Consider the following 12,596-nt stretch of genomic DNA (forward strand, 5'->3'; position numbering starts at 1 on the left):
AGCAAGGACAAAAGTGATCAAGCAATCATTAAATCTGCTTAATCACAAAACACCCATTCCGGGTTACCCCCGCTTCAACAACCCTACAAATCGTCTAAACCCAGCACGGTAAAACACAAACAGCATCCCCGCATACACTACCGCACCGATTGGCACCAATGTCGCCAGCTGCACAATCGGGCCAAAGTTACCTAATCCGACAAATACCTTCGCAGTCCAAACAGCCAGTCCCATAATCACAGTAGGGATCAGCACTTGCGGCACCATCCGTCCGAACCGTGCCAGCTCCACCTTGCCGAGATCCTTATACACAACAACCATCGACACTGCGAAGAAGTACACACTCACAACGGACGTTGCAATCGCAAGCGCCGGATAACCGAACCGGTCGACCAGCAGCCAGTTCATAAGGAAATTGAGCAAAATTGTCGTAACACTGATACGAAATACGACTGCGGTCTTCCCACGCGCGTACATCGACTTCGATAGCATGAGCTGCATACCTTGGAATACGATAAACGGTAAGTACAGCATGAGCGCAATATGCGTCTTATGTGTATCGAATGATGTAAATTTCCCGTGCTCGTAAATGAATGCAATGACCGAATCTCCGATGACCAACAATCCAGCCGCAATCGGCAACAGTGTCACAAGCGAAATCTCCATTCCGCGGAAAAACGTCTCTTTGAACTTTGCACGATCTTCCGTCTGCTCGCTCATGAGCGTGAAAATGATCGCAGCGAGCGTTGTGGCGTAGATCGCATTTGGAATGCTCACAATAAGCGATGCTTTATCTAAATACGTTACCGAACCTGTACCTGTACTACTCGCAAACGCCTTGTTCACGAACATGTTCACTTGCCCGACTACTGAGTTCAGCAGGGAAGGGACGATCATCAGCAAGAACGCATTCCGGAACTTAATATCCATCTTGAATTCCAAACGCCATTTATAATCGGAACGGATCAAGTAATACAGTTGAACGATGACGCCTAAAATTGTTCCGATGACAAACCCGTATGCTAATGAAAAGATGCCCCATTGTTCGTTGAACAGTACAGCGAAAACGAGCGACATCAGTGTCGCGAGCAACTTAGCTACTTGAGAAGGGACGAAAATCCGTCGAGACTGCAAATAGGAGTCCAGCAATCCACTTAACGCAATAGCGGTCATGAACATAAAGAACACTTGCGTCATCGGAACTGCGACCACCGCGGTCTCCGCAGTCATTTTGCCATATAATAACGGCAAGAAGTAGGGAACCCCTAACCAGCCGATGAAACTGATACCGACAAAGATCATCATCGTCCAGTTTAACAGTGCGTTCGCATTATGGTCGCCTGCTTCACCAGATTTCCGGTTCTTGATGTACATCGGTAAGAAAACGTTATTAAATCCTGTCGAAATCATTGCAACAACCAATGTGATGAATGCAAATGACAGAGAATATGCATCGGTTTCATGCGAAACGCCGAACTTGGCTCCAACAATTGTCTCCCGCACTAACCCGGACAGCTTCAGCACAAGCGCTAACATCGCCGTCCAAAGCGCCGCCTGTTTCAACTTCCCCATAAAAGTCCTCCAATCACGCGGAAAAATAACGCGTGCTTTGTAAATGACGAAAAGCTCCCTGATTCGCACCAGGGAGCTTCGCAATCAGTGTTTCAATGCTTTCAAGTAAATGGCTTCGTATTTCTCAGCGGCTGCAAAGTGTGAATATTCTTCAATAATCTTAGCACGACCTGCTGCAGCAAGTTGCTCACCGTATGCCGGATCTTCCAACAAACGGATCATCGCGTCACTCAACTCTTCCACGTTTTGCTCTTCAACAAGCAAACCATCTTTTCCACTATCAACGATCTCTTTCAGTCCACCGACCGCACAGGCGATCAACGGAACACCAGAACCCATCGCTTCTAACGCGGAAATCGAAGTTGCTTCTTCAACACCTGCAGAGTAAATCGACGGCACAAGTGCCACGTTCGCGAGTGCATAATACTGCATCATCACGGAGTGGTCAACTGCACCAAGCATCGTAATATTATCTGATACGCCAAGTTCCGCAGCTTTCTGCTTCATCGGCTCCATCATTTCGCCAGTTCCCGCAAATACTACACGCGCATTCGGGAACTTCTCGACGACCGCAGGGAGTGACAGAATCGGATACATGACGCCATTTTTCTTCGTCAAACGACGAGGTACGAAGAAAATCAGCTCGTCTTGAGAAAATCCGTATGTATCTCGGAACTCCGCACGACGTTCAATCTCAGGTTTAAAGGACTCGACGTCGATGAAATTCTTAATCATATTACCCGTCACGCCAGTTTCTTTTAAAATATATTCCTTGATACGTGTATCGACCGTAATGACTTCGCGTGTCGATTTATAGCCTTTACGCTCTGCCTCTTGTAGCTCAGCCGCTTCCGGAGAACCTTCAATTACAGAGCCTTTTGAGATCCCTTCAAACGTCAAATAGCCGTGGACCGTACTCACAACAGGGACATTCGTTTCAAGTGCAGCAAATGTCGTAAACACGTCTTGAGCGTTAATGATGTCGTATTCCTTCTTCGACACCGCTTCTTTGATCAGAATTGCAAGCTCGTCCTGACGACGCTTCAACGTCCATACATAGCCTTTACCTTGCTTCATTTTGTTCAATAAAAACGCAGGGCCACGGACGATTCCGTCACGCTTCCATTTAGGGACGTCCGTGAACGACACGACATCGACTTCATGTCCGCGTGATTCAAGTCCTGCTTTTAAAGTAGTTAAGTGGACGGACAATCCGCCCAAATGAGGATAATCATATACAGTTGCCAGTAAAATTTTCACCGGTTAACGGCCTCCATTCAAAAACTGTTCCCGCAGTAAATCTACATTGCGGATTGCTTCGCTTCGTAATACCTGGACGTTCGGTTCCATCTTTTGTTTCACGGATTCGCTGTTGTCGAGTGCGTAAATGGCTTGCTCTAACAATCCTTCTTTTGTGAATGAACCTAGTTCAAACGAATGCTCCCACATCCCCGAACGTTTCAAGAAACTCTCGACTTTACGGTCATAGCTCAATCCAACGTGAGGGACATTCGACAACGCTGCGAAGATTAGCGCATGCAAGCGAAGCGCAATCGTCAAGTCTGTCTGTTCAATGAAGTTATAGAACTGATTCGGCGTGAAGTGCTCACCAAGAATCTTCGTCTGATCCGCATGCTTCATAAGAGCTTGTACTTTCTTCGATACGTTCGTATCATATGGCGGCTCCATAGGTACGAATACAGGAGTAACCTTCCGTTGTTCAATCAATTCATCCAACGTCCACGCTAACTTCTCGATATACGCATCTTCATGCTCAAACCAAGGACGTGGTGCAACCGCAACTAAACATTCGTCACCAGTTAAGTCGAGTGAATCATAAGCGGAAGTATCTTCATCCGGTTTGAATGCAAACACGATATCAGCAGTGACAACAGTCTCTGGCTTCGTAACTCCCAAGTTCTCTAAGTAAGTCTTAGAATACTCGTCTCGAACTGTTACAAAGTCTGCTTTATTCGCAAGACCTTTCATTAACGTCTTCCCCCAGTTACTTGTTACAGGACCAATCCCTTGAGAGAAGAACATTACCTTCGTTCCACAAAGCTTCGCGAGTAATACGATCAGTAAGTAGTAGGGAAGGGGACCGAACAGAAACTTCGTCGGGTACGTGTCTTGCAACAACCCACCGCCTCCGGAAATCAGCAAGTCCGCTTTCCGAAGAGCTTTCACTTTCTCCTTGTTTCCATGACGCCATCCACGATACACAGCAGAAACGCTATGATCCGATGCCGTCTTCTCCGGTGACAATGAAAACACCGTAATCTCCGGGTTATCCAGTTCTGCACGCAAGTTGTCGATGATGGCTTTCAGAATCGCCTCATCCCCTGTATTTCCTAATCCGTAAAAACCGGACAGTACAATTTTCAATGGAAAATCCTCCTTAGATATATATGTAGACGGTGTTGCTCTGCGCTGCAGACGGACGCTTCCGCGGGCTCTATCTCAGCCTCCTCGCTCGCTGCGCTCTCTGTGGGGTCTTCGATCTTCGCTGATTCCGCAGGAGTCGCCGTCTTCCGCTTCGATCAACGGTGCTTGTTAAATATGACGTCTAACTACTCACATAGGTTTGCGGCAGCGTCCGCTCGACTCCTGAGGGATCAGCGAAGGCTTAAGACCCTGGACTGAGCAAAGCGAGGGAAGCGGCTTAAGTCAAGCCCCTAGGAAAGCGAGCGGTAAGCAGCCGCAAACCGTGCCAAAGTTATCACATTATAGTAGAAAATAACCTAAAATAATAAACCTGAGTTCGCACACTATCGGGCTAATTTTAGCACTATCTGAACAGGCTGTGCAAGCTGTTGTGGTTTCTGCTATACTAAGACAATTGAAAGTAGCAACTGAGTGGGGGCACCCGAAGATGAAAGAGAGTTATTTAGGCGTGAACGTATCGCCTTTGACATACGAAGGAATCATCGAAGAAATTCGTATACGCATGAGCAACAACGAACAATCGACAATCATCGCAGTCAACCCAGAAAAGGTCATGACCGCGCAAAAAGATCCACAAGTACGCGACCTTATCAACGGTGCTACGTTCCAAATTGCGGACGGCGTCGGGATTTTGCTTGCGTCGAAATTGAAAAAGGGCACGATTACATCCCGCGTAACTGGGGTAGACATGATGGCGCGCCTTTTAAAATTTGCAGCAGACGATCAGCAACCGATCTATCTATATGGCGCAAAAAAAGAAGTCGTAGAAAAAGCAGCAGCCAATATCCAAAAAGACTATCCAGGAATTCCGATTGCAGGAATGACGGATGGCTATGAACAAGACGAAGAAGCGCTCGTCCAACGCATCCACGACAGTGGCGCACGAATCCTATTCGTCGCATTAGGAAGTCCGAAACAAGAATTGTGGATTCGTCGCAACATGGAACGACTCCAAAACGTCCTAGTATTTCAAGGTGTCGGTGGCAGTTTTGATGTGTTCTCAGGAACCGTTAAACGTGCACCGTCCTTTTTTAGGAAAACGGGCACGGAATGGTTCTACCGACTGTGCAGCGATCCTAAACGAATTAAACGGCAACTCAACTTGCCACGCTTTCTAGTACGTGTGTTAACGGACAAATCGCAGTAAGCATTACACTACTTATTATTGAAGGAAAGAGGCAAACTCCAATGAAAAAAAGCATTTGTATCGTAGGTCTTGGCTATATTGGACTCCCAACTGCCGTAATGTTTTCCAATCACGGCCACCAAGTACACGGCGTCGACATTAACGAACCCGTTGTAAAGAAAATTAGTAACAAAGAGTTACATATAGAAGAGAATGGACTTCAAGAGTATTTGAACGAAGCAATCGACAGCGGCATGTTAACAGTATCGACAACGCCACAAAAAGCGGACGTCTTCATCCTTGCAGTTCCGTCACCAATCAAACCAGACAAAACAGCAAATCTCGAATACATCCGTTCAGCGGCAAAATCAATTGCACCGTTTGTCGAAAAAGGAAACCTAGTCATCTTAGAGTCAACGGTTCCACCAAAGACCGTGCAAGATATCGTAATCCCTGAACTCGTTCCAACAGGATTGGAAATCGGGACTGACATTCTCGTATCCCATTCACCTGAACGCGTCATCCCAGGTAAAGTATTCGAAGAACTCGTGACAAACGACCGAATCATCGGCGGAGTAAACAAAGAATCAGCTCGTGCAACATCAGAGCTATACCGCTCATTCGTCAAAGGGCAACTTCACGAAACAGATGATACAACTGCAGAACTAGTTAAAGTTATGGAAAACACATACCGCGACGTTAACATCGCATTTGCCAATGAACTTGCGAAACTTGCAGAAACAATCGATGTCGACATTTGGGAAGCGATTCGTCTTGCGAACTTCCACCCAAGAGTCAACATTCACCAGCCTGGACCAGGTGTAGGCGGACACTGTATCGCAGTAGACCCATGGTTCCTAGTTGAATTAAATCCGGAACTTGCCAAGCTGATCCACCTTTCACGTACAACAAACGACGGCATGCCAGAATACACAGCGCAACTCACTGTAGATCTGTTGTCAGCATTGAACGCGGAACATCCGAAAGTGGCTGTACTAGGACTAGCCTTCAAAGGCAACATCGACGACATGCGCGAAAGCCCATCACTAGACGTCATCGAACAAATGACAGAAAAAGGCCTAACCGTCTCAGCATACGACCCACACATTAAAGTCAACAACATCGACGTGCAAACACAAAACCTAGACGAAGCCCTAAAAGACGCATCAGCAGTCGTTATCCTAACAAGCCACGACAGCTTCAAACAACTCGACCCAGCAAAAGTAGGCGAACTCATGAAGGACAAACTCCTCATAGACGCCAAAAACTGCATTGAGCGTAAGAAGTGGGAAGACGCTGGATTTAGAACTCATGTACTAGGGAACTCGAAGAACTAATCATATATCTTGAGCACGTTGGTCTGCGCTGCAGGCGGACGCTTTCCGAGGGGCTCGACTTCAGCCTCCTCGACGCTTCGCTTCTGCGGGGTCTTCAGTCCTTCGCTGATCCCTCCGTAGTCGTTTTTGCCGCGGGCTCACAGGATGTGAGTTATGCAACCGTTGCCGCAGGACGCGGCGTACTTAGGTTGCCTTCCGCTCCGATCAACTAAGTAACCTGCAATTATCTAATCTTATATAAAAAAGATTAAACTAAACCATATACGAAAGAGGAACCTGCCCCAATGGAACTTAACCGACACAACATCATGCTTGCGCTAGTCGCCTTCGTCATGATCCAACCGATCATCGACGTCCTAACGACAGCGTCGCTCTTGTTCATCGACCTTCCGTTGACGCTCGGCGTCATCATTCGTCTCGCCTATCTAGCCATAATGGCAATCTGGATCGTCAACGAATCACGGAAAAGCAAACGTGCCAGACTTTACTTACTCTACCTATCAGGTCTAGCCGTATTTGTAATCATCAACTTTATTGTTGGCTACACCGTCAAAGAACCATTCTATATGATGCAAGAGTTGACCTACTACACAAAAGTCGTCTACTTCCATGTACTGCTCTTTGGTTTCATATTATTACTAGAATCGATGAAAAAAGAAGATGGCTCCGACAATGCTCGACAGCTCGTCAACTATTTTCTGATCGCATCACTCACAATCAGCGTTGTATTCATCATCGCTCATCTAACTGGCACGAGCATGGCAAACTATGCACGCTCGAAAGAAGGATGGACCGGCTGGTTCTATGCAGGAAACGAGATTGGTGCTTCGATGTCGATGTTACTACCAATCACAGCACTCTTTGCAGTCTATAAAACAACAACAACTAGAAAACTATTGCATTGGTTGCCATTTGTCTTGCTATCAGTAGCAATGCTCGGACTTGGAACAAAGGTCGGTTATGGCGGAATCTTGATCGTGTTATTGAGTATCTTCTTCGGAAGTCTACTATTACTCATTACGACAAAAGAATATCCAGCTCGACAACGCGTCAAAGCCAATTCGTTCATTTCTTTAATTCTATTAATCGTGCTCATTGTGGCCACACCGTTTACACCAGTATTCGGCAATATGTATGCCCACCTCGACATTCTTGGGATTTCACTCGAAAAGCCACCTGTCGAACTAGATGACGATGGAAACGAAATACCGCCTGAAGATGGGGAAGAAGACGAACCGCTCATTACAGGCGAGCAATTCGAAAATCTAGTATTTAGTAGTCGAGAAACCTATAAAGCAAATTATGTAGAGCAGTTCAAAGACGCTCCAATCAGTCAAAAACTATTTGGAATGGGCTTTGCAGGAAACTATGATGCACCAGCACCGCACAAACCATTGAAAATGATCGAGATGGATTTCCATGACTGGTTCTTCTCGTTTGGAATACTCGGCTTCATTTATATGGTCGCGCCAATTATTTGGTTTGCAGGTAGTTTCATCGTGAAACTAGTTATGAATTTAAAACAAAACTTTAATTACTTTAGTATCCTTACAGGAATCTCCTTCTTGGTCGGGATCGGCATCAGTTATACAGCTGGTCACGTTCTTACAGCGCCGTCTGTGTCAATCTGGTTAGCATTCCTGTTAGCTGTTGTTACAGTAGTTTCCCGCGATGGCAAGATACGACCTGAATTGTGAACAAATTTAAAACAGCCCCGAATCTGTATTTTTCGATTCGGGGCTGTTTTAATGTAGGTAGTGAAAAAGAAATTTAAAAATGTCTGGGAATTATTAGAAAGTGAAAAAGTAATTCTATTACAGTCAGGACAACGTTTTGAAGTATAATAGATACATAAAATATGTTTTGTAACGAAATAGAAATGTTTAAAGACTCTTCAAACGGGTTGCAATCGATTTGGGGATATGTATAATAGAATAAGAGTTAAATTATAACTATTTGTCTGTAATTCTTGAAATCTTTTTGAAGATTTGTAGATTTATAGAGAAAGTGATGTTATAGTTAAACTGTGCTTTACCATTGGTGGAAACATCAATAAAATTGGATTACCTAAAACAGGGAGGAATACTACACAATGGCTCAACAATCTTACAAAAAGTTCGTAGCATCAGCTGCGACAGCAACTCTAGTTGCATCTGCACTTGTACCAGTTGCATCTGCAGCAACCGTAACTACTTCTGCATTCACGGACGTACCTGCTTCTTATAAGGAAGCTGTAGAATTCGTAGTAACTAACAACATCGCTTCAGGTCTTACTGCAACTCAATTCGGCATCAGCCAACAAATCAAGCGTGGCGATGTAGCAATCATGATTGCTGCAGCAGCAGGCTTGAACGACGAAAAAGCACCAGCTGCAGGATTCTCTGACGTTCCTAAGCGTGGAGCTTTGGCTATCAACTCTTTGAAAGCTGCTGGAGTAATCAGCGGTAAAACAACTACGAAGTTCGGTTTTGAAGATAACGTAACTCGTGGAGAAGCAGCTCTTATGCTTCAAAAAGCATTCGATCTTAAAGCTGGTGACACAAAGAACTCTTTCTCAGACGTTTCTGACCGTTACGATGCAGCAGTTGACGCTTTAGTTGCTAACAAAGTGACTAGCGGTATCAATGACAAGCAATTTGGTACTACTAACCCTATCAAGCGTGGGGACTTTGCTAAGTTCTTGTTTGCTTTGAAGGATCAGATTGTTGTTGAAGAAGCAGTAGTTGAATCTGTAAAGGCGACTAGCACTACAACTCTAGAGTTGACTGGTAAAGGCTTGAATAATCTTAAAGTTGAAAACTTGACTTTAGCTGGAAATACTGCTACAGAAGTTGTGGCTTCTAAAGATGGTAAAACAGCTACAGTGAAGTTTGCATCAGCTTTCATTATTGATCAAGAGTATTCTTTAGTAGTTAAAGTTGAAGAAGTTGAATCAACTTTCAAATTCAAATTCACATATGATGTTACAAAAGCTGAAGTAGTTGCAGGCACTTTCGATGACGACACAAAAGGTCAAAAAGTAGCTCTTAAAATCAATGGTGCAGAAGCAGACTTTAACGCATTAAAAGTTGCTGGATATACTGTTAATTTTGTAGCGGTGGATAAAAATAATAGTGACGTTTCATCAACATTCTTCAAGGATGCTACAACTGGACTACTTTCTGACAACCCACTTACTGTTGGTGATTATACAGTGCAAGTTTCAGTTAGCAAAGGTTCTAACGTAATTGTTTCTGAAAAACAAACAATTAAAGTAAGAAACCTAGAATTAGCTGCAACGGCTATTAAAGACCATGTTCTAACAAATGGTAGTACAGCTGTTGGAGAACAAAAAAGTTCTACACTAGTAGTTGGAGAAACTGCAACTGTAGATGAAATTACAGTGACAGCTAACAGTGCAGATTACGATGTAACTGATACTACAAAATTCAAAGTAGAATCTTCCAACCCAGCTGTAATTTCTGTTTCTGCTCCTACTGGCGGTACATTAACAGCAAATACTCCTGGTACTTCTAAAATTACTTTAACATACGGTGATGTTAAAAAAGACTTTACTGTAACAGTAGCTAACACTGCTCGTAAAGTAACTAAACTTACTCCTGCTTCACCTTCAGTAACAATTGTTGGTACAGCAAGTAAAACTGCAGATGCTACTGTTTCCGTAGTTGACCAATATGGAGATTTAGTTAATGGTGCAGCATTTAATGTAGAAACACCATCATTCGTAACACCAACTGCTACTACTGCTACATCTGGTACTAATGGTAAAGCTACTATTACATTAACAAGTTCAGCAGCTGGTAATGGAGTAGTACTTCTTAAATCTAATGGTGTAACATTAGGCTCATTCGGAGTTCGTGTAACACAACATGATAATGTTACTTCTAAGAGATTGGAACTTGTTAAGAAACCTAATGATGCAACATACTCTGCTGATAATGCATTAGACTTAGATGCAGATGTAAATGTTGAATATGCTTTGAATCAATACAATTCTGAAGGTCTTCCAAACGGTAAAGTAGATTTAGCAACTAATGGTTATAAAGTAAGCTACAACGCAGATGTAGTTACGATTGGTTCAGCAACTACTGGACTTCAAAATAAAGTTGCAATTGGAACGTCTGATCTAACAGTTACTGCTAAAGCTGTAGGTTCAACAACAGTTGCAGTCTATGATTCAGCTAATCTTCTTGTTGGACAATTCACTGTAACGGTATCCGACTCTGGATACAGTATCAATTCTGTTAACTTCAAGTCTGTTCCAACAATTGATTACAAAGGCAAAGCGATTACTGTTAGCGATGTACTAGATGTTGTTAATAGCGCAAATGACGATATCGTCAAAGGTATTACACTAAATAAAGCATCAGCTCATCAAGTTCGTATTGACGAAACAACAGCTGAACTTTATATTGATGCTAATGGAGACGGTGATTTAACTCCAGGAGAAGTTGTATTAGGTACTGTAACTGGTGAAGTTGTTTCAGGTGGAGTTGGTAACTTTGCTACACCAGGAAGTTTCGACGTATTCACTGGTAAATCAACAGTTGCATCTGGAGATAAAGGAACAGTTGTATTCAAAGTTATAACTGGAGCATCAACAATTAAAGCTTCTACTTCTGTAAATGTTGACGTTAAATAATATTGTTTCAAAAACCCTCAATTAATTTTGATTGAGGGTTTTTTATGTGTCCAGCATGGGAGTGAGTGTTGGGTACCTGGTCCCAACACAAATATGACACTAATCAGACAACTGTCTGCTGAACAAAATTAAAATGGTTCTATAATATTTGTTGGGGTGTAGACTCAATTTGAATGAAAAATGCACGCAATCACCATTTCTTTTATACTTGAATTGTCGAGAAACAAGTAAATGAAAGGTGATGCGTGCATATGAATAATACCATGAACATCCCGGGGTTAAAAGGTGTAGAGATTAAGAAGATTGAAGAGGTTGGAGATCGAATCGCACTTCATGTTTCACTGCCTCTGAAGTCTCATCAATGTCCTGCTTGCAGAACATTGAGTGTCGGGTATCTGGACGAGCGACCGAGCCTAGGTTGCAACATATAGTGGGTTGGAACCCCGTAGAGTAAGAGCTAGCCACTCACTCGTAACGAGTCTTGGAGGATGTCGGATAACCGATATCTTTAAGCGTAGACAGTTAGATGGCGGGCCGAAAGCCAATTGGTTGAAGGGATTGAGCTCCGAAATACCAGTCAAGGAGGCTGATGCGTTGTCCAGCGCAGAAAGGAATATCTCCACGGACGGAATGGCAAGACCATGGAGACTCCTTCGGAGTCGGTGACCATGGCACGTCAGACATTGATATGTTGTAGCAACTCGGGAGATCCTGTCGGTCTTTCCGAATGGAGAGTATGGCGAAACAAGCGAAATAAGTGAGAAAGCCAAATGCCACACAGGAAGTCGGACGGTTGCATAGTACCGATGAAGTTGGGTAATTCCGATTTCCGATGGAGGAAAGGCAACTACCTAGTTATTGCCCTTTGAAGGGACACATTTATTACTAGCAGAGGTAGGTTATCAAATGGAAACGAAACTGAAAAGGATAGCAGAATTGGCAAAGAAGAATCCATAAATGAAATTCACGTCAATTGTACATCTGATTAATGAGGAAAGTCTTATGAGGTGTCATCATGAGCTTCCTTCCGGAAAAGCAACTGGAATCCAAAGGATTACCAAAGAAGAATATGCTGAAGATCTAGAAGAGAATCTTGCGGATTTGGTAAAGCGAATGAAAAGGAATGCTTACAAGCCTGTTCCTGTCAGGAGGACATATATCGCAAAAGTGGGTAGGGAAAAGAAAGACCGCTTAGGTATCCCTGAACACGAAGATAAGATGGTTTAGAGGGGGATGGCTAAGATTCTAAATGCCATCTATGAACCAGCCTTTCTTGCCTGCTCCATAGGCTTTAGACTAAATCGGAATTGCCATGATGCGCTTCAGATACTTAATGTATACATTGAAAAACGGTATACAAACTATATTGTGGATGTGGACATTAAAGGATTCTTCGATAATGTAAATCATGAATGGATGATGAAGTTTCTTCAACATCAAATTTCTGACCCAGCTTTCCTCTGAATTGTCGCTA

Annotated in this window: 9 protein-coding genes; 6 read left to right on the plus strand and 3 right to left on the minus strand. The window is 43.6% G+C overall.

The annotated features are described in order from the left end of the window. Positions 1-63: 63 nt before the first annotated feature. The 3 genes from murJ to csaB all read right to left on the minus strand — a co-directional run bounded on the left by murJ (position 64) and on the right by csaB (position 3,957). Entirely contained in the window at positions 64-1,572 is a 1,509-nt protein-coding gene (murJ, locus tag M3197_RS01390; RefSeq protein WP_251658224.1) for a murein biosynthesis integral membrane protein MurJ, read from the minus strand. Between the two features lie 84 nt (positions 1,573-1,656). Beyond that, a complete protein-coding gene (locus M3197_RS01395) occupies positions 1,657-2,832 on the minus strand; it encodes a glycosyltransferase family 4 protein (RefSeq protein WP_251658225.1) in 1,176 nt (391 codons plus the stop codon). Between the two features lie 3 nt (positions 2,833-2,835). Next, positions 2,836-3,957, minus strand: coding sequence for a polysaccharide pyruvyl transferase CsaB (csaB, locus tag M3197_RS01400; RefSeq protein WP_251658226.1), 1,122 nt, complete (start codon positions 3,955-3,957; stop codon positions 2,836-2,838). A gap of 487 nt (positions 3,958-4,444) precedes the next feature. Between csaB and M3197_RS01405 the strand changes: the two genes are divergently transcribed. The 6 genes from M3197_RS01405 (at position 4,445) to M3197_RS17500 (ending at position 12,586) form a co-directional block, all read left to right on the plus strand. Continuing rightward, entirely contained in the window at positions 4,445-5,164 is a 720-nt protein-coding gene (locus M3197_RS01405) for a WecB/TagA/CpsF family glycosyltransferase (protein ID WP_251658227.1), read from the plus strand. 41 nt (positions 5,165-5,205) lie between these two features. Then, the gene (locus M3197_RS01410; protein ID WP_251658228.1) at positions 5,206-6,480 is read left to right on the plus strand and encodes a nucleotide sugar dehydrogenase; all 1,275 of its coding nucleotides are present in this window, start codon (positions 5,206-5,208) and stop codon (positions 6,478-6,480) included. A gap of 284 nt (positions 6,481-6,764) precedes the next feature. Beyond that, a complete protein-coding gene (locus M3197_RS01415; protein WP_251658229.1) occupies positions 6,765-8,177 on the plus strand; it encodes an O-antigen ligase family protein in 1,413 nt (470 codons plus the stop codon). A 395-nt stretch (positions 8,178-8,572) separates the two neighbouring features. Continuing rightward, positions 8,573-11,122, plus strand: a complete 2,550-nt coding sequence (locus M3197_RS01420; RefSeq protein ID WP_251658230.1) for an S-layer homology domain-containing protein — start codon at positions 8,573-8,575, stop codon at positions 11,120-11,122. Between the two features lie 957 nt (positions 11,123-12,079). Next, the gene (locus tag M3197_RS01425) at positions 12,080-12,349 is read left to right on the plus strand and encodes a reverse transcriptase family protein (protein WP_251658231.1); all 270 of its coding nucleotides are present in this window, start codon (positions 12,080-12,082) and stop codon (positions 12,347-12,349) included. 6 nt (positions 12,350-12,355) lie between these two features. Beyond that, on the plus strand, positions 12,356-12,586 hold the full coding sequence (locus M3197_RS17500) for a hypothetical protein (protein WP_490723202.1): 231 nt from the start codon (positions 12,356-12,358) through the stop codon (positions 12,584-12,586). Positions 12,587-12,596: the final 10 nt, after the last annotated feature.

The organism is Sporosarcina aquimarina, from assembly GCF_023715615.1.
In the GTDB taxonomy this organism is placed as follows: Bacteria; Bacillota; Bacilli; order Bacillales_A; family Planococcaceae; genus Sporosarcina; species Sporosarcina aquimarina_A.

What these genes read in the sequence shown, in the direction of transcription:
- murJ (WP_251658224.1), bottom strand. Translation starts at nt 1,572, where the DNA reads ATGGGGAAGTTGAAACAGGCGGCGCTTTGGACGGCGATGTTAGCGCTT.
- M3197_RS01405 (WP_251658227.1), top strand. Translation starts at nt 4,445, where the DNA reads ATGAAAGAGAGTTATTTAGGCGTGAACGTATCGCCTTTGACATACGAA.
- M3197_RS01410 (WP_251658228.1), top strand. Translation starts at nt 5,206, where the DNA reads ATGAAAAAAAGCATTTGTATCGTAGGTCTTGGCTATATTGGACTCCCA.
- M3197_RS01415 (WP_251658229.1), top strand. Translation starts at nt 6,765, where the DNA reads ATGGAACTTAACCGACACAACATCATGCTTGCGCTAGTCGCCTTCGTC.
- M3197_RS01420 (WP_251658230.1), top strand. Translation starts at nt 8,573, where the DNA reads ATGGCTCAACAATCTTACAAAAAGTTCGTAGCATCAGCTGCGACAGCA.
- M3197_RS01425 (WP_251658231.1), top strand. Translation starts at nt 12,080, where the DNA reads ATGAAATTCACGTCAATTGTACATCTGATTAATGAGGAAAGTCTTATG.
- M3197_RS17500 (WP_490723202.1), top strand. Translation starts at nt 12,356, where the DNA reads ATGGCTAAGATTCTAAATGCCATCTATGAACCAGCCTTTCTTGCCTGC.